Here is a 17,320-nt window from a genome sequence, read left to right on the forward strand (position 1 = left end):
GCCCGGTTGACTGCCAATGACAACAGCTTTCAAGTGCCTGCATCGAGAGCACATATCGGTATCATTCTCGCACTTTCTATACTGTCAAATTGACGTTGCCAGCAGTTTGCCGATCTGTTCGGGACGTTCGATATGAGGTAGGTGCCCAGTGTCCTCAAAAAGGTGGATTGCGACGTTACCGGGCGCTGTCAGCGCGTGCTGCCATGGTATGATTTTATCCCGGCGACCCCAAATCAGACGGGTGGGCATTTCAACCCTGCTGAGAGCAGCTTTTAGATCAAAAGCCTGAGTCCCATCCGGGAAAACAATGCCCGCAAGAGCGATTTGAGCAGCCCGCATGTTGGACTGTGTGCGCGTCGCCATAACGGAACGGACGTAACCTTCGCTGATCAGCGTGTCGTCTTGGACGAGCGTTTTCAGCCATGGCGCAATGCTTTCTGCACGGGATGCCTTTGCGATGCCGCTCAGGGTCGCACCGTTAATATCAGGGCCAAGGCCAGCAGGTGCGATTAGGCAAAGCGAGTTAACTTTACTCGGCCGGGTATCTGCAATCGCCAGTGCGACGGCACCGCCAAGACTATGGCCAATGAGTTGTGTTCCGTCCAGATGCAGATCATCAAATGTTTGGCGCACCGTTTTTACAAGGTCGGAGAAGCTGCTGATACGCAGGTTTGGGGATTTACCGTGGCAGGGCAGATCGATGCGGATCAGGGGATGGTCCGCTAAAAAGGGTTCGATCTGCTTCCATGATTTAGTGTCACTGGCGAAACCGTGGATCAAAACGATGGGGTTTCGCGTGCCCCCGTTTCTGTAAGTGATGTTCAGGAGCCCAGTTTCCGGCACGAATATTGTCGGTGATGCGAACGCAGGGTCAGACGTTTGCGGCACGTCTTTGGCTTGTATGCGCCCGCGCGGGCCACTGCCCGTTACTGCGGTAATGTCGATACCGGCTTCGCGCACGAGGGTGCGGGCACGTGGGGTCGCACGGGTTTTGTCAGTCCGTGCGGTTTGCGTCTCTAAAGGGTTTGGCACGTCAGCGGCCTGATCAGAGGCCGGTTCAGAGCATTCAGTTGTGTTTTCGGAGACAGTCTCCGGCGTAGCAACGGGGGCATCCCCGACTTCCTCGTCTTTGTCGTAAAGCCAAGCAACCGGCTGGCCTATGGCCACTTCGGTCCCCGCAGGAACGCAGTGATACAGCACACCATCGTTTTGGGCCTCGACCTCCATCGCGGCTTTGTCGGTTTCGATATCAAACAGGGGGTCTCCCTTGACAACAGTCGCACCGATCTCAACATGCCATGCGCTCACAGTTCCGCTGGCCATATCCATATCGACCTTTGGCATGATGACTTCGACAGGCATCAGAGGCGGCCTTTGACCAGTGCTGTTGCAGCTTCCAGAATATCCGGCACCTGCGGCACAGCAGATTTTTCCAGCTCTGGGTTGTAGGGGATCGGGCTTTCCGCCCCGCCCAATCGAATGATCGGCGCATCCAGAAAATCGAACGCATCGCTTTCGGCTACCATGGCTGATATTTCGGCACCCACGCCAAGGGTCTTTACCCCCTCATAGACACAGATCAGCCGTCCGGTTTTGCGCACTGATGCCAGCACGGTATCGCGGTCCATCGGACGCACGGTACGCAGGTCGATGACCTCGACGTCAATGCCATCCTTTGCCAGTTCCTCGGCGGCAGCGAGGGCCTTGTGTACCATCAGTGAGGTCGCGACGATGCTCAGATCCTGCCCTTCGCGACGCACGGCGGCTTTGCCGATAGGCGTGGTGTAGTACCCTTCGGGCACATGGCCTTTCATCTTGTACAGGATCTTGTGTTCAAAGATCATCACCGGGTCCGGATCTTCAAGAGCTGCCAGCAACATGCCTTTGGCATCCTCAGGCGTTGACGGTTGAATGACCTTGAGACCGGGGACATGCCCAAACCACGCTTCGATGCTTTGGCTGTGCTGTGCAGCAGCACCCGTGCCAGACCCTGCGGGGAACCGCATGACAACCGGGACTGATACTGCCCCTCCCAGCATGAACCGTATCTTGGCAGCTTGGTTGACGATCTGTTCCATCGCGAGCGTGGCAAAATCCGAGAACTGGAATTCAAAGATCGGGCGTAAGCCAGTCAAGGCGGCCCCCACGGCGACACCTGCGCCACCAAGCTCGGAGATGGGCGTATCCATCACCCGGTCAGTTCCGTATTTCTCCACCAGATCGCCGGTCACCTGAAAGGCCCCGCCATAGATGCCAATGTCCTCACCCATCAGGATGACGCGCGGGTCGCTGCCAAGGGCGATGTCCATCGCCTCGCGGATAGCCTCGGCGTAGGACAATTCGCGGATCTCAGGTTTGGCTTGTATATTCATGCGGCAGCGTCGTCGGTATAGACAAAGCGGGTGGCGTCAGCCACGGCGGGTGATGGGCTGGCGTTGGCAAAGGCGATGGCGTCCTGAATGACCTGCTCGGTCTCGGATTCCAGCGCTGCGACGTCATTTTCGGACATGATTTTATGTGTGACAAGCAAAGCGGACATCTGTCCGATCGGGTCGCGCTCCATCCAATCGGCGATCTCCTCCTTGGTGCGATAGCGGTTGCGGTCAGATTTTGAATGTCCGCGCCAACGATAGGTGAGGTTTTCCACGAGGCTTGGACCATCGCCCGCGCGGGCACGGGCGACAGCGGAGTCCACGGCCTCGGTCACAGCTGAGAAATCATTGCCGTCCACGGTGACGCCCGGCATGTTGTAGGCTGCCGCCCGTTCGGCGATATGTTTGACCGCCGTGGATTTTTCTGTCGAAGTCGACATGCCATAGCGGTTGTTTTCACAAACAAACACCACGGGCAATTTCCAAATGGCCGCCATATTAAGGGCCTCGTGGAAGGCACCCTCGTTATTGGCCCCGTCGCCGAAAAAGCACACGGTCACAGCGCCGGTGCCAAGGCGTTTGGCCGACAAAGCAGCGCCAACCGCGATGGGCAAACCGCCGCCCACGATGCCGTTTGCGCCAAGGTTGCCTTTTGCCACATCCGCGATGTGCATCGACCCGCCACGCCCCCGGCAATAGCCGTCCTCCTTGCCGAAGAACTCCGCAAACATCCGGCCCAGATCGGCGCCTTTGGCGACACAATGCCCGTGGCCCCGGTGGGTCGAAGTGATCTTGTCATCATCACTCAGCGACATGCAGGACCCGACTGCGGACGCCTCCTGCCCAATGGAAAGGTGCATCGTCCCGTGGATCAGACCCCGGGTGTAGCTGTCTTCAGCGCCTTCCTCGAACTTGCGGATCAGGAACATCTTGCGCAGCGCACCCTTCAGTTCATCGGCGTCATAGGTGCGAATGGCGTAGGGTGTGTTTTTCGGATCAGACATTCGCGGCATCCTTGCCGTAAATCATCTCATCCTGACGGCGGCGCAATTCGACGATGCGCGCATCAGGCAGCGTGGTGTTATGCGCTGTGATCAGTTCACCCTTGGCGATCGCGGCGGTGGTCACGGCCCCGGTCAGCAGACCCGCAGGCAAGGCACGCGCGGTGCGCGCACGCGATGTTTCCATCGCCCATGCGCGGTAGGTGTATTCACCGATCTGATCCAGCGTTTCACCTGCTTTCAGGTCACGTTTGGCAACGGCGGCCACCTCGGCCACAGGCTTGTCCAGCGGCACCATGTCCGCCTTGCCGTAAAGCACAGCGCGCGCGCAGGTCAGTGGCACTTCGAGCGAAGTCAGGTGATAGGGACGGATAAACTCGAAATAGGGGCCATCGCCCATTTTCAGGTCTTTCAAGCGTTCACGGATGCGCGGGTGTTCGGCTTCGATGATGACAAACACACCCGGTGAGACGCCCTTCCCGATAGAATAGTCCACCCGGCCGATACCCTCTAGCAGTCCGCCGTCTTTCTTTGGGATTAGCGTTTTGGCCAAGTCTTTCGGACCAGCGGCGGGGCCGTGCATCCCATCGCAATCCGGGATCAATCCGGTGGCATTGCCAATCGCGCACATCTCGACGGCGGTTTTGGACCCGTCGACAAATTCCACCAATAGGCGGGGGTTCATGTGGCGGCGCGCGGCCTCTTCCATGTAGGCTTCGGGGATGGCGTCGAAATTCAACGGGTTGTTCTTGCCCTTGCCCGCGCAGACGATCTTGTGCCCCATGGCGGAGACAAATTCGATCAGCTCCATGCAGGATGATGGCTCGTCGCCCGCGCCCAACGAATAGACGACGCCGAGGCGGTTGGCCTCGCGGCGCAGGTAGGCCCCGATGGTCACATCGGCCTCGACGTTCATCATCACCAGATGTTTGCCACGCTCCATCGCCCGCAGGCCGATTTCAGCACCAACAGCCGGGATGCCGGTTGCGTCGATCACCACATCAATCAAGCCAGATTCGAGGATCGCATCAGCATTGTCGGCCACAGCTGTCTTACCGTTCTCGATTGCCGCATTAAGGGCGTCGGTCGAATTTGCGTCTGCGCTAAATCCTGCTGCAGCATGCGCGATCTCGACGGCTTTGTGGGCGGCCGCGGGGTTTACCTCGGATATGGCGGCAACCTCGACACCGTCCATCATCCCAGCGCGGGTGACAATGTCAGTGCCCATCTCGCCAGACCCGATCAGACCGATACGCACGGGCTTTCCAGTTGCGGCCCGTTCAGAAAGGTCTCTTGCAAGCCCTGTAAGTGAGATGTTTGCAGCCATGGAATGGTATCTTTCTGAGCTGGAGTGCAGGAGTCAACTAGGTGAACTTTGGTACAGTTGTCAAATCAATTGTTCATTGACTTTGTGATGATAAAAGTTGACCAATCATTAAAAATGGACAACCGTCTGGCGATAAACACAGGTGTTCAAGTCTGGATGGAAAGAATCGATGTTGGAGCTGAGCATTCAAATTTGCTCGGCGAAAACATCAAGTTAAAACTAACTGGGAGGACTACTTACATGACAACTCGCAACACTCTATCTCGCCGATCATTCCTGAAAAGCACCTCTGCTGCAGGCATCGTCGCGGGGGGCGCAGGCTTTGGAAGCGCTGCTTTTGCACAAGGCAACCTGCCGGACCCCCAAAGCGTTCTGGCGGATATCTCAATCAATAAATATGTACGGCAGGACTACCGCGAGCTTTATGGCATGTCCGATGACAAGCCGATCTGGGACAGCAACAAGGACTGGATCCGCACTGTTGATTGGGAGGCTGTCCGGTCCGAGCTTGCAGGGACCACAGTGCGTTTTGCCATCGGTGCGGCGGATGCGGAATCAGCCGCCGAGGGCCTAGTGCCGTTTGAAAAGCTGTCCGGCATCACGGTCGAATTGGTGCCGATTCCGGATGACAGCTTTTATGACAAAGCGCTGGCCGAGTTCATTTCCGGCAATGCGTCCTTTGACGCGCTGCAGTTCTTCTCGCCTTGGTTGGGCGATTTCGCCGCGCCGGGCTTTTTGGCCAGCCTCGATGAATATGCTGACAAATGGGGTCTGCCGCTGGACGACTTCTATGACACGTACCGCCTGAACTATGGGTTCTTCAACGGCAAGATGTACGGCATTCCGTTCGATTGCGACATTCAGATGGTGCATGTGCGCAAAGGCTACATGGAAACGCTGCTGGGCGGTGCCGTCGACAAGGTCAATTCGGTCCCGACCTATGACGAGCTGATCCGCGTATCAGGGGAGTTGAACAAGATCGAACCCGGTGTGTCGGGTGTCGGCATGATGGCAGCCCCCGGTTTCTGGTCGACATACACATGGCAGCATATTTCGGCACAGGCCGGCATGATGCTGTTTGATGAAAACTGGGAGCCGATCTTTAACGGTGACGCAGGCATGAAGGGTCTTGATATCATCATGGCCCTGACCAAGAACGCCAATGAGGGTCATGCGGGGGCCGGTTGGCCGGAAAACCGGGCGGCTTGGCTCGGCGGTCAGGTGGCCACCAACATCAGCTGGCAGGATTCAGGTACGCAGGCCATGCGGCCGGACCAAAGCCAGATTGTTGATGATTTCGTCACCATTTATGAGCCACGCATCGACGGCGGGCGTTTTGCACCACCGAATATCGCGGGATCTACATCCTGTGTGGCGGCCAGTGCTCAGAACCCCGAGGGCGCGTTCCTGATGCTCGCGTTCCTGACGACCGCATCGATCATGGCAATGAACGAGGCCAATGCAAACGGTGTGGCACCGGGGTACAAATCCGTGCTGACCAACACCAACCTGCATGAGGTGTCCCAGCCTGCGAAAGTCTGGGCCGATAGCCTTGAGCATGCGTGGTGTTCGCCGCGTTTGCCCGGTGCATTCCCCATCGAACAGGCCATCGGTAACGAGATCAACCGCGCCGTCGTTGGCCAGATTACGCCGAAGGAAGCGCTGGACAACGCAGCTGAAGCGGTCAAACGGATCATGACCAGCAATGGCTTCTATCAGGGTCGTGACCCGGTGGATTATGCCGAGGCAGCGCCCGGTCTTTACGTGGGCGAAGGCAAGGCTCTGCCGTTCTAGCGACCTCAAGACGAGCAGGACCTCAGCATGAGCACTTCGAACCTGTCGGATCCCGGGGCGGCGCAATCCGCCCCGGGCCAGCCGACGCCGCGAACGTACAAAAGACGAAGCAAGCGCCTAAAAGCGTGGTTTCCCTACCTTTTGGTGGCCCCGGCGGTGCTTTATCTGATGATGATCACGCTCTATCCGGGTGTCTATGCCATCGTGCAAAGCTTCTATGCTGTGAAATTCGGTCCATGGCAGCCTGTTGGCTTTGATAACTACGCACGGCTATTCAATGACTATCAATTCTGGGGCGCGCTTTGGAATACCTTTGTGATGGGGTCGATTGCGCTGACCCTGCAATGCGTCATCGCGCTGACGCTGGCGTTTTACGCCTATCGCGACCCTTGGGTCACAGGCTGGCGGATCATCTTTCTGGTCCCGATGCTGTTCATGCCCTCGGCGGTGGCTTTCACCTACAAGCTGTTCTTTCTGGATGCGCGGGTGTTTGCAGATCTGCTCATGCGGATCGGGCTCATTGACGGCAATATCGCGTTCCAGTCCTCGATCTGGATGAGTCGGTCGATCCTGATCCTTGCCGACGTCTGGCAGTGGACGCCGTTCCTGTTCATCATCTTTGTCGCAGCCCTTCAGGGGCAGGATGAAGAAGTCGAAGAGGCCGCGCGTCTGGATGGCGCTTCCTGGTATCAGATCTTCTGGAACATCTCGCTGCCGATCATGAAACCGGTGATCGCAGTGGCGCTGATCCTGCGGGGGATCGATATCACAACGATGTTCACCAACGTCTTTGTCATCACCAAGGGAGGGCCTGCCTTTGGGACCGAGACGATCAGCTATTTCATCTACCGCACGGGGTTCAAGTTCTTTGATTTTGGCTATGCGTCCTCCGCGTCGGTGATCATGCTGATCCTGACCATCATCGTTGCGCAGTTTGTGGTCAAACGCGCCTTTGTCTCGGCGAAGGTGTAGCGATGGCCTCTGTGCGCAGAAAACGCCGCGGCGAAAGCCTGACCCTGCGTTATGCGATCCTCGGGGCGTGGGCGCTGTTTTGCCTGATGCCGGTGCTGTGGTTCCTGTCCATCGGGCTGCGCCCCCGCACAGAGATCATCACACCCCAGCCTATCTATTGGCCCACGTTCAGTCTGGATGCTTGGCATATGATCTGGGAAGACTGGCCCATGGCCAAATACCTGCGCAACTCAGTCCTGGCCATAATCGGGTCGGTGCTGATTGATCTGGTGCTGGCGATCCCTGCCGCTTATTCGCTGTCTCGCTATACTTATCGGGGGCGTGACGACATCGGGTTTTATATTCTGTCGACCCGGATGATGGCCCCGGCCATCGTCGCCATCCCGATCTTTTTCCTGTTCCGCAATGCGGGCTTGCTGGATTCCGTCTGGGCCTTGATGCTGATCTATGCGGCGATCAACCTGTCCTTCGTGACGTGGATTATCCGGTCTTATATGATGGATATCCCCAAGGAACTCGAAGACGCGGCACGCACGGATGGTGCAGGCGATCTGCGCATTCTGTGGGAGATCATCATCCCCGCCATTCTACCCGGCATCATCACCGCCAGCGTCATCGCGATGATCTTTGCCATCAACGAATTCCTGTTCACCCTGCTGATCGCCTCGACCCCTGACGCCTATACGATGTCGGTCGCGCTGGCGAATTTCACCGGCGGGTCGGACGGGTTGATTTACAACGCAATTGCACTGGTCGCCTTTCTGGCCTTTGTGCCGGTGTTTCTCGTGGTCGTTTTGATCCAGAAACATCTGTCACGAGGTCTGACGATGGGCGCGGTCAAAGGATAAAACATGGCAAGGATCGAGCTTTCGGGCATCCAGAAAAAATGGGGCAGCGTCTGGGGTGTGCGCGATGTGAATATCGACATCGCGGACGAGGAATTCGTGGTCTTTCTTGGCCCCTCCGGCTGTGGCAAGACCACGACGATGCGGATGATCGCAGGTCTTGAAGATCCCAGCGAAGGCGAAGTCATCATGAACGGCGAGGTCATGAATGACGTCGACGCCCGCGACCGCGATGTGGCGATGGTTTTTCAGGGCTATGCGCTTTATCCCAACATGACGATCTATGAAAACATCCGGTTCCCCCTGCGTATGCGCGAGGTGCCCAAGGCCGATCAGGATGCGCTGGTGCAGCGCGCGGCCAAGATGACAGAACTGACCGATTATCTGGATCGCAAGCCCGGTGCCTTGTCCGGGGGGCAACGTCAACGTGCAGCGCTCGCGCGTGCCATTGTACGCCAGCCGCAGGTGTTCCTGATGGACGAGCCGCTCAGCAACCTTGATGCCAAGCTGCGACAGGCGATGCGGGTGCAGATCAAGCACATCCAGCGGCAATTGAAAGTCACAACCGTCTACGTGACCCACGACCAGATCGAAGCGATGACGCTGGCGGACCGCATCGTCATCATGGAAGGGGGCGGCGTGCAACAGATCGGCACACCGGATGAGATCTACAATGATCCGGCCAATACCTTTGTGGCCGGGTTTATCGGATCACCGCCAATGAACCTTGTTGAGGGGTCGGTAACGGGCGGGGTATTCACCGCGCCGGGGGTTACGGTCTCGGGGCTGGCGGCCACGCTGGGCGAACGTGTGGTTCTGGGGTTCAGGCCCGAAGACTGCACCGTCGGCGGCAGCGACCCGCATTTGACAGGGACCGTCTTTGGGGTAGAGCCCACGGGCGATCTGACCTACCTGACCGTCAAAGCCGGGGACGCCATGGTCGAGATCAAGGCCGACCGGGATTACCGCGCCGATCTTGACACGCCGATCACTGTGACGTTCGATCCTGCGCGTATCTGTCTGTTTGATGCGGCCACTGGTCAGCGGCTGCGCTGAATCCTTACGCGCAAGGAGGCGTCATGACTTTTGACTACACGTCCATGGGGTTTTACACCTTTGATGCCCTGTGCCGACCGGTGAACGACATCCCGCCCGGAGGCAATACGTTCTTTGTTGATGATTTTGCCCTGGCTGTTTCGGGGGCCGCTGGGTCGGCTGCGATCGTGGCCGCGAAACACGGGCTGCGGGTGCAGGCGGTCGGCGGGGTTGGGAATGATCTGATGGGCGATTGGGTGTTGCGCCGCTTGGATGATTTCGGCGTTGACCGTGAAATGATGCAGCGCTGCGCAGATTTTTCGACGTCATCGAGCATCGTAACCACGCGCCCCGATGGCGCGCGCCCTGCCCTGCATAAACTGGGCGCAACGGCGGGCTTTTTTGTGGATGAGACGCAACTGGATCGCGTACTTGATACGAAAATTCTGCATGTGGGTGGGGTCGGTCTGATGGACGCCATGGACAAAGGTCGCACTTTGGAAGTTCTGGCAGAAGCACGGAAACGCGGCTGCAAGACAACGCTGGATGTCTTTGCCTCTACCGCCGATGATCTTGCGCTGATAAAACCACTGCTGGCGCATACGGATGTGTTCATGCCCTCCGAAGAAGAGGCGATGGCATTGTCGGGCCTTACTGACCTCGAGGACATCGCCCGGTTTTTGCTGGATCAGGGGGCGGCGGCTGTAATCCTGACGCTGGGTGCCGAAGGGGCAATGTACCGCGATCAGACGGGCGTAAAAATCGAAATCCCAGCCTACGACATCGACGTCGTGTGTACCTGCGGCTGCGGCGATTGCTTTAACGCAGGCTTTGCCACCGGGCTACATCTGGGTAAGTCGGTTGAGGACTGCATCCGGCTGGGTCAAGCGAGTTCGGCGCAAAACGCCACTGGGTTGGGTTCTCAGGCTGGCGTGAGCGATCTGGCGAACACACTTTCTTTTATGGAAAAGACTGCTCTCAAGGCTTATACTGCCAGCTGAAACCATCAAGAGGTCTGCCACAATGAGCAGTTCCTACCCTAACCCACGTGCTCTGAAATTACCGTTGCGCGACCTTGTGCGCGGCGTGCGCCAGCATGCGGGGCCCGCTGCTGCGATGATTTCACACGCGCTCGAATCCTTGCCGGGGCCGCTGCGCAATGCGGTCGAAAACATCACGCCGTTTGATCCTAAGGGGGCAGGTCTTTCTGGCCCGCCTGACCCGATGATCGTCGCCAATGCCGCAGCGGCAATGCAAGGTGCGGACATGTCCGCCACTCAGATGGCGACCTGCGCAGGGTTCGCGATTTCAGTGTTACTGGCAGAGGCGCGCAAACCTGATCTGCTGGTCAGCGAAACGATCTTGGCCATGTGCTGGCATGATGCTGAAACTCAGTCTTACCGGGCTGCCGCCCTTTTGCATGCGATGGTGCGGCGTGAACCTTTCGGTGTCGCCCCGGGTTTTATGGCTTCCGGAGCCGGACCCGACGCGGGGTTGCCGCTGCGCATCTGCATCGGGGCGGTGCTGTGGCTGCTGACGGAGCCGGGGGATGGCGCCACACCCGAAGAAGAACTGGTGCGCATATCTGGCTGGTTGGGTGCAGGATCACTGGAGGCCTGTCAAAAGGCGTGGAACGACCCACAGACGCTCAACGAAATCCTGCTGGATGTGTCTGAAAGGATATGACGTGAAAGAAGCCCTGCACGCTCTGGAAAACAGCGACCTGCCCGTGCGCAAAACGATCCTGCGCGCGCGGTGGTTTGTCAGCTCTTTTCGCGAATTTCTCGCGTCTCTGGAACACGAAACCGGCAAGACACTATCCTTGGACGAAGCCAAACTGTTGCAGGCTTTCAGCGCGTGGTTTCGGTCTTTCGAGGCGCAGAAATTCAAAGCGCAGGAACACCGGCTGGAGTACGTTACATTTGCGGCTGGCCTTATGCTGCGAGAAATGGTGCGTTTTGCTCCCGTCACAGCGCAGGAAGACGAAGGTGAACGCGACCAACCCGCAACCTTTTGGCCTGAAGGGTATCTCTACGTTTCGTTTTGCCTTGCTGTGCGCGATGCGGTGATTGAACAGGATTTTTCACTGTCCGCGGATACAGCTCCCAAACTGGGTGATTTGCGGACCTGGTGGTCTTTTCGCGAAAACGTGAACGAAGACGTAAATCTCGCCATTGGTTTTTTCGAAGATTTTGTTGGCGAAACTCCCAACTGGACAATGCCGGGCCTGTTCACGCCGGGCCGTATGAGAAAGCAACTCGACGATACTGGACAACCCCGCAAGCTTACTTGAGACGGGGTGTGTTGCATCAAATCGCTCTATTTGGCCCCACAAGCGCTGAAGCCAAAGACCGCGCATGATAGCCACCATACGCACCTCAAAGTAGGACTGTTGCATTAACGGTCAGCTTGTCGTGGAATTATTGATCAAAGGGACTTCTACATGGCAAGCAAACAGCCGTTCAAGCGCTACCGGTTTCCCCTCAGTGATCATCCTGTGTGCGGTTCGGCAGTATCTGCGGTACCCACTATCCCACCAAGATGTGGCGGACCTGCTGGCGGAGCGAGGGCTGGATGTCGACCGCTCGACGGTCTTTCGATGCGTGCAGAAGTTTGGGCCTGAACTGTTCAGGCCTGCTTAGCGCCCTCTCAGCCGCGCTAGCCTGAACTAGCACGTCTCCTCTCGGCAGATCATCGTGTGATCGCCTGCCGGGCAATGGATGAAACCTACATACGGGCCGGTGGAAAATGGCGGTACATGTGGCGCGCAATTGATGCGAACGGTCAATTGCTTGGATTTCAGGCGGACGGCCCGATGCGATGCGAGGCGAGGCGAGGCGAGGCGAAAGCGGTAAAAGCCTTTCTGAATAAGGCAATTGAAAGTGTGCTGCTGCACCGCCTCGTTTCAATCTGCACAGATAAGGCGCCGACCTATCGAAAGGTGATCCGCGAGATCAACCTTCGCTACGATCCGCCCTTTGACTCCATCACCCATGTTGATCGCAAGTATCTGAACAACCGCGTCGCAAGCGACCATGCCGCCCTGAAGAGATTGTTCGGATATCGGTAAAGCGTCCGATCTCTGCGATTTGCCAAAACGACACTACTGGGGATAGAACCAATCAGAACCACCAAGAACGGACACATACAAACACGGCAGTCGGGCGTCCGAAGCGAGATCAGCTTCATCAACGAGCTATTCAACGCGGCCGTCCGAAACCAAGGCAGCAGATAAAACTATCTGCGCCGGAAGTTAACGCAACAGTTCGTTCCACAGGACACTAAGTTTGCAATCGAAATGACGTTTTGTGACGGGAAATGAATCTTATCATGAAAGTTCACAGACACTTTGATGGCGAACCGAGGGTCAGTATTATATATTCCATAATAAATTGATATTAATATATAATATAAAACCACGTATAATACCTCAGTAGAAGAAATTACCAAAGGCAGATCGCACACATCAGCGAAATCAACCTTTTTATCGAGCCTTGATTTGAAGAGATCATAGTAAGCGTTGGCTCAGCCCCACACTACCGCCTAAGGTTGGTAGATGCGATTCCTGCCCTTCAGGTTTTGGAAGGGAATTTATCTATGGAGAACACTGCAGAGACTTTGGGAGTTTCTCTGGTCGCAAGCATTGACCGGAATATTTGAAGGCACGGATTGGTGCTGAGACGCTCGTGAAGGGGATCACTGTAAGTGCGGTTGCCGCTAGGCATGGTTTGCGGCCGACGCGCATATCAGATTGGCGGCGCAAGGCGCGTGAGGGCAAATTGGTTTTGCCCGCAGATAAAAACGCGGTTTTTGCACCTGTCAAACTGGCCGTACCCGCGATTGCTGCACCAACGCCGCCAGTGCCGGTCACAACAATCGACCTTCTCAAAGGTGGCGTCACGATCCGATTGGCTGGCGACACGCCTGCCGCGCGCATCGCCGAGATCGTGGCTGCGTTGTGATCCACCCGTCGCATAGGGTGCAGATCTTCGTGGCCACCAAGCCAGTGGATTTCCGGAAGGGACATGATGGGCTTGCGGCGTTAGTGCAGAGCCATCTGCAATAGAAGCCGTTTGATGGTGCGGTCTATGTATTCCGCGCCAAACGTGCCGATCGGCTTAAGATGATCTGGTGGGACGGCACCGGTCTCGTCATGGCTTACAAACGGCTCGAACAAAATGCCTTCAAGTGGCCTGCCATCCGGGACGGTGTTTTACGGCTTGATCCGGCACAGTTCGAGGCACTTTTTGCGGGGCTAGACTGACGGCGCGTCACCGCACTGGAGACCCGTCCACCAGCTGCGGCAGAATGACTCGGGTGGCGTTTTATACAGGTGGATTGGTGTCAACTTTTATAGCTGGACACCATGAATATTGCCGCTGATCTTCCTACTGATGTAGCCACTTTGCAGGCTCTTTTGATCGCTGCTGGTGCGCGTGATGCCCGCAAAGATTGTGCACATTGATCGTCTTGAGCAGCTGGTCACCGACTTTGAGCGTGCGATGTTTGGCGCGAAGTTCGAGAAGGTGCACCCTGATCAAATTCATCTCGCATTGGAAGATATCGAGGCGGCCATAGCTGAGGTCCACGCGGAAGATGCGGCGATTGATCCGCCAAAGCAAACAAAGCCAAATCGTCGCGTAGGATGTGGCGTATTGCCAAAACACCTGCCGCGTGTCGAAGAGATCATTGAACCGGATGAGCTGACCTGCGGTGACGGCACCACCCGCCACATCATTAGCGAGGATGTGAGCGAACGGTTGGATATCGTACCCGCCCAGTTCCGCGTGATTGTCACACGCCGTCCGAAGTATGCGTGTCGATCATGTGAGACCGGCATTGTGCAAACACCAGCAAACCTGCGCCTGATCGAAGGCGGGATGCCGACAAAGGCAACTGTGGCCAGTGTACTGGTATCAAAACATGCGGATCATCTTCCGCTTTATCGTCAAAGCCAGATATATGCGCGCCAAGGCGTTGATTTCGACCGGTCCACATTGGCTCTCTGGGCTGGCAAAGCAGCCTATGAACTCAGACCAATCCACGCAGCGCTGCTGGCGCACCTCAAGACATCCGGCAAACTGTTCATGGACGAGACGCCCGCGCCGGTTCGTGATCCGGGACGTGGCAAAACCAAGAAGCGGTATTTCTGGGCGCTGGCCCGCGATGACCACGCTTGGAATGGACCGGAACCGCCGGGTGTAGTCTTCACTTATACGCCGGGATGGTCCGGCCAACATGCAGTTGATTTCTTGCAGGGCTTTGAGGACATCCTGCACGTCGACGGCTATGCCGGATACAACCGCGTGCTGGATCCACGGGACAATGAACCAATCCAACTGGCCTACTGCTGGGCGCACGCGCGACGGAAGCTCTATGAGCTGACCGAGAACAATGTCGCGCCCATTGCTGAGGAGGGTCTCAGGCAGATTGCGGCGCTTTATCGGATAGAGAGCAAAGCCCGCGGGCTGACAGCCGAAGAACGCCAGGCCATCCGGCAAGACCGATCCGCACCGAAGATTGCAGCGTTCAAAGAATGGCTCGATAGCTCACGTTCGCAGGTCTCTGCCAAATCCCCAACGGGTGAAGCCCTGAAGTATATCGCCAAATACTGGGACGGCTTGATCTTGTTCCTGACTGATGGCCGGATCGAGATGGGCAGCAACGCCGTCGAGCGCACCATCCGCCCCATCGCGAATGGTTGGTCATTATGCACCCCCTTTTTAAGTGCTTGTAAACATTGAAAGCTGCTGGTCGCTTTGTCTGCGACACGGGCGCTTTTTGCGGCGTAGTGCTTGTATTACCTGACCAGATTGTAGGTCTTCGGTCCTGATTTGGTAAGGCGCGCCATCGACAACCTGTTTTGCAGGCAGAATTGCGTCCTTGATCAGCCGTCGGATCACGTGATTGGTCACACCGAGCTCTTTTGCGGCCTCAGACATGGTGCGCCACGGGCTATCCTTGTCAGCGGAGAGGTAGCCGCGGATGTTGTTCACGCGCCTTATGGAGGACACGCGCTTTGCATTCCATGTTTTGTCCTGACCGGTGCGGATGCCCATGCGGTTCAGCGAGGCCGCAATGGATCCATCTGACCATCGCCCTGCCATCTCGCGGATGATCGCTAAGGCCTCCTCGCTGGTTTTTGCACCATGCTCGCCAGTCTTTGGTTTTTTGACCCGCAATTCCGTGTGTCGCCCGCCTTTCCAGTGGACGACCAGCACAATCTCACGGCTTGTGTCATCCACATCGGCGACGATGTCCTCGATCAAGGTCCGGAGCAGTTGCTGGCGAGCACGCATGCTCACCGTAGGTGCCTCCCATGCGGCTTTTAGATCCTGCGCCAATCCGTTCAATGCGCTTGGATCAAAGGTCTCGTGCGCGTCTGGAGAGCTCGCCATGCGTTCCTTGAAGGCTTGGACCCGCGAGAGAGCTTCCTCCCAGCGTTTCTCCAGCGTCGCGGCTATCAGGCGGTTCTCCGGGTCACACGCCGCATATCGACGTTCTGCAAGCGTGGCGTCATATTCCGCTTGCTTCAGTTCCAGCTCCAACAGCTGGCGTCGATCTTCCTCTGCATTGCTCATGTAGATTTGCGCCTGTAGCGCTGCCTCAATGGCCAGCGGGGCAACGGCTTGCAAAACGGCGCTAACAATGAGGGTCTCTGCGCGCGCACCACCGAATGTGAAGCACCGCTTTTGGCCCAAAAGCAGGTTGGGATTGTCACACCGATAGACAGGACGGTGTGTTCGGCCCGCATAGACAACGTGCAGCCGTCTCCCACATTTGGCACAGGACATGAGCCCGGCGAGCAAAGCTCGACCACCGCGGGCCGACTTTGTCCCACCGGCCTTGCCAAACGCATTGCGCGCGAGTTGCGCCTGATTGCGTTCATACGCCCCCAACTCGATATAGGCAGCGTGGTGGTCGTGGAGAACCACCTCCCAATCCTCGGGCGATTTGTGATTTTTGTAGCTGACATGGGCGCGGCCGTCCCTGATCTCCGTCTTCTTCCCAGTTTTACCATAAGCATAAACGCCTGCGTAGAACGTATTTTTGAGAATGCTGATGACATTGCGATACCGGATTGGCTGCCACTCAAAAGATGTCAGCCGGATACCGTCCGATGGCCGTGGAAAATGGATACCCTGATCAGCCATCGACAACAGGACCTGTCTGGCGCTGCCAAGTTCTTCAAAACGAGTGAATATCCCGCGTATCACCTCCTGAATCCGCACGTCTGGATCAAACATGATCCCGGCATCTCGGTCCCAAAGATAGCCAATCGGTGGGGTGTAGCGCAGTTCGCCACGCCTGGCCTTCGCACGGGCAGCGTCCAGCATCCGCGTTCGCAGTATCCCCAGTTCAAACTCGCTGATGCTGCCCTTCATGCCTAACAGAAGTCGGTCGTTCGGGAGGCGAGGATCATAAACGCCATCGTGATCCACAACGCGTGCCTCAACCATGCCACAGATCTCAAGAACATGGTGCCAGTCCCGTCCGTTGCGGGCCAATCGAGAGACTTCTAAGCAAAACACTGCACCAACTTCGCCAGAACAGAGAGCCGCAACCAAACGTTCGAATCCCGGTCGGACAGCGCTTCCACTCGCGGATATCCCGAGATCATCGTCGATGACATCTACCGCTTGGAAACCGTACTGGCGTGCAGAAGACACCAGGTCGTATTGCCGCCGTTGGCTCTCAAGATTGGTCATGACCTGGCTTTGTGTCGATTGCCGGACATAGACTATAGCCCGGCGCTGCAACAACGCAGGCGGCAATATTGCGATAGGTGTGAGGTCATTGTTACCCATCATTTGATCCCTCCTGTGTCAGGCTGGCCGCTTCCAGAAGCAATTGTGCAAGAGCCTGCCTCAGCATCTCTCGCTCCTGCTCGTTCATCGGGGCAGTCACTGGCGGATGAAATGGAAGAGGCAGTTGCGCCAGATTGGTTGTTCTGAGGGTGGTCATGTTCGGCTT

At 57.0% G+C, this 17,320-nt stretch carries 14 protein-coding genes and 3 pseudogenes; 11 read left to right on the top strand and 6 right to left on the bottom strand.

Annotated features, from left to right (window positions below):
• Positions 1–84: 84 nt before the first annotated feature.
• From RLO149_RS15880 to RLO149_RS15895, 4 genes are read right to left on the bottom strand one after another with little or no spacing between them, the layout of a single operon-like run.
• The gene (locus RLO149_RS15880) at positions 85–1,362 is read right to left on the bottom strand and encodes an acetoin dehydrogenase dihydrolipoyllysine-residue acetyltransferase subunit (RefSeq protein WP_013963121.1); all 1,278 of its coding nucleotides are present in this window, start codon (positions 1,360–1,362) and stop codon (positions 85–87) included.
• A complete protein-coding gene (locus tag RLO149_RS15885) occupies positions 1,362–2,372 on the bottom strand; it encodes an alpha-ketoacid dehydrogenase subunit beta (protein WP_013963122.1) in 1,011 nt (336 codons plus the stop codon). Before RLO149_RS15885 ends, RLO149_RS15880 begins: the two co-directional genes overlap by 1 nt.
• Complete coding sequence (locus RLO149_RS15890; protein WP_013963123.1) at positions 2,369–3,376, bottom strand: thiamine pyrophosphate-dependent dehydrogenase E1 component subunit alpha; 1,008 nt, start codon at positions 3,374–3,376, stop codon at positions 2,369–2,371. Before RLO149_RS15890 ends, RLO149_RS15885 begins: the two co-directional genes overlap by 4 nt.
• Positions 3,369–4,700 carry an NAD(P)H-dependent oxidoreductase gene (locus RLO149_RS15895; RefSeq protein WP_013963124.1) on the bottom strand — a complete coding sequence of 444 codons (1,332 nt, stop codon included), beginning with the start codon at positions 4,698–4,700 and terminating at the stop codon, positions 3,369–3,371. The genes RLO149_RS15890 and RLO149_RS15895 overlap by 8 nt, the downstream gene beginning before the upstream one ends.
• A 240-nt stretch (positions 4,701–4,940) precedes the next feature.
• On the opposite strand from RLO149_RS15895, the gene RLO149_RS15900 reads away from it, so the two are divergent.
• The 11 genes and pseudogenes from RLO149_RS15900 to tnpC form a co-directional block, all read left to right on the top strand.
• Complete coding sequence (locus tag RLO149_RS15900; protein ID WP_013963125.1) at positions 4,941–6,494, top strand: ABC transporter substrate-binding protein; 1,554 nt, start codon at positions 4,941–4,943, stop codon at positions 6,492–6,494.
• 27 nt (positions 6,495–6,521) lie between these two features.
• Positions 6,522–7,466 (top strand): carbohydrate ABC transporter permease, encoded by a 945-nt coding sequence (locus RLO149_RS15905; RefSeq protein ID WP_013963126.1) that lies wholly within the window; start codon positions 6,522–6,524, stop codon positions 7,464–7,466.
• Positions 7,467–7,468: 2 nt separating this feature from the next.
• On the top strand, positions 7,469–8,314 hold the full coding sequence (locus RLO149_RS15910; protein ID WP_013963127.1) for a carbohydrate ABC transporter permease: 846 nt from the start codon (positions 7,469–7,471) through the stop codon (positions 8,312–8,314).
• A 3-nt stretch (positions 8,315–8,317) separates the two neighbouring features.
• Positions 8,318–9,367, top strand: a complete 1,050-nt coding sequence (locus RLO149_RS15915; protein WP_013963128.1) for an ABC transporter ATP-binding protein — start codon at positions 8,318–8,320, stop codon at positions 9,365–9,367.
• 23 nt (positions 9,368–9,390) lie between these two features.
• Positions 9,391–10,347, top strand: a complete 957-nt coding sequence (locus RLO149_RS15920) for a carbohydrate kinase family protein (protein WP_013963129.1) — start codon at positions 9,391–9,393, stop codon at positions 10,345–10,347.
• 22 nt (positions 10,348–10,369) lie between these two features.
• Positions 10,370–11,032: a hypothetical protein gene (locus tag RLO149_RS15925; protein WP_013963130.1), complete on the top strand. Its 663-nt coding sequence runs from the start codon at positions 10,370–10,372 to the stop codon at positions 11,030–11,032.
• 1 nt (position 11,033) lies between these two features.
• Positions 11,034–11,639 carry a hypothetical protein gene (locus RLO149_RS15930; protein WP_013963131.1) on the top strand — a complete coding sequence of 202 codons (606 nt, stop codon included), beginning with the start codon at positions 11,034–11,036 and terminating at the stop codon, positions 11,637–11,639.
• A 150-nt stretch (positions 11,640–11,789) separates the two neighbouring features.
• A pseudogene (locus tag RLO149_RS24520) lies at positions 11,790–12,581 on the top strand (IS6 family transposase).
• A gap of 451 nt (positions 12,582–13,032) precedes the next feature.
• Positions 13,033–13,308, top strand: a complete 276-nt coding sequence (locus RLO149_RS15940) for a transposase (protein WP_245538073.1) — start codon at positions 13,033–13,035, stop codon at positions 13,306–13,308.
• Between the two features lie 116 nt (positions 13,309–13,424).
• Positions 13,425–13,610, top strand: a pseudogene (gene tnpB / locus RLO149_RS24010) (IS66 family insertion sequence element accessory protein TnpB); the annotation flags it as partial.
• 102 nt (positions 13,611–13,712) lie between these two features.
• A pseudogene (tnpC, locus tag RLO149_RS15950) lies at positions 13,713–15,084 on the top strand (IS66 family transposase); the annotation flags it as partial.
• On the opposite strand, the gene RLO149_RS15955 reads toward tnpC, so the two are convergent.
• Together RLO149_RS15955 and RLO149_RS23810 are read right to left on the bottom strand one after the other, a co-directional pair.
• Positions 15,070–17,157: a recombinase family protein gene (locus RLO149_RS15955; protein WP_013963133.1), complete on the bottom strand. Its 2,088-nt coding sequence runs from the start codon at positions 17,155–17,157 to the stop codon at positions 15,070–15,072. The pseudogene tnpC and the gene RLO149_RS15955 sit on opposite strands and share 15 nt — an antisense overlap.
• A complete protein-coding gene (locus RLO149_RS23810; RefSeq protein ID WP_158308131.1) occupies positions 17,147–17,311 on the bottom strand; it encodes a hypothetical protein in 165 nt (54 codons plus the stop codon). The genes RLO149_RS15955 and RLO149_RS23810 overlap by 11 nt, the downstream gene beginning before the upstream one ends.
• Positions 17,312–17,320 lie beyond the last annotated feature (9 nt).

The sequence above is a fragment of the Roseobacter litoralis Och 149 genome (assembly GCF_000154785.2).
Taxonomy (GTDB): Bacteria; Pseudomonadota; Alphaproteobacteria; order Rhodobacterales; family Rhodobacteraceae; genus Roseobacter; species Roseobacter litoralis.

Coding starts and splice junctions, on each gene's coding strand:
- RLO149_RS15880 (WP_013963121.1), bottom strand. CDS start 1,362: ATGCCTGTCGAAGTCATCATGCCAAAGGTCGATATGGATATGGCCAGC.
- RLO149_RS15885 (WP_013963122.1), bottom strand. CDS start 2,372: ATGAATATACAAGCCAAACCTGAGATCCGCGAATTGTCCTACGCCGAG.
- RLO149_RS15890 (WP_013963123.1), bottom strand. CDS start 3,376: ATGTCTGATCCGAAAAACACACCCTACGCCATTCGCACCTATGACGCC.
- RLO149_RS15895 (WP_013963124.1), bottom strand. CDS start 4,700: ATGGCTGCAAACATCTCACTTACAGGGCTTGCAAGAGACCTTTCTGAA.
- RLO149_RS15900 (WP_013963125.1), top strand. CDS start 4,941: ATGACAACTCGCAACACTCTATCTCGCCGATCATTCCTGAAAAGCACC.
- RLO149_RS15905 (WP_013963126.1), top strand. CDS start 6,522: ATGAGCACTTCGAACCTGTCGGATCCCGGGGCGGCGCAATCCGCCCCG.
- RLO149_RS15910 (WP_013963127.1), top strand. CDS start 7,469: ATGGCCTCTGTGCGCAGAAAACGCCGCGGCGAAAGCCTGACCCTGCGT.
- RLO149_RS15915 (WP_013963128.1), top strand. CDS start 8,318: ATGGCAAGGATCGAGCTTTCGGGCATCCAGAAAAAATGGGGCAGCGTC.
- RLO149_RS15920 (WP_013963129.1), top strand. CDS start 9,391: ATGACTTTTGACTACACGTCCATGGGGTTTTACACCTTTGATGCCCTG.
- RLO149_RS15925 (WP_013963130.1), top strand. CDS start 10,370: ATGAGCAGTTCCTACCCTAACCCACGTGCTCTGAAATTACCGTTGCGC.
- RLO149_RS15955 (WP_013963133.1), bottom strand. CDS start 17,157: ATGATGGGTAACAATGACCTCACACCTATCGCAATATTGCCGCCTGCG.
- RLO149_RS23810 (WP_158308131.1), bottom strand. CDS start 17,311: ATGACCACCCTCAGAACAACCAATCTGGCGCAACTGCCTCTTCCATTT.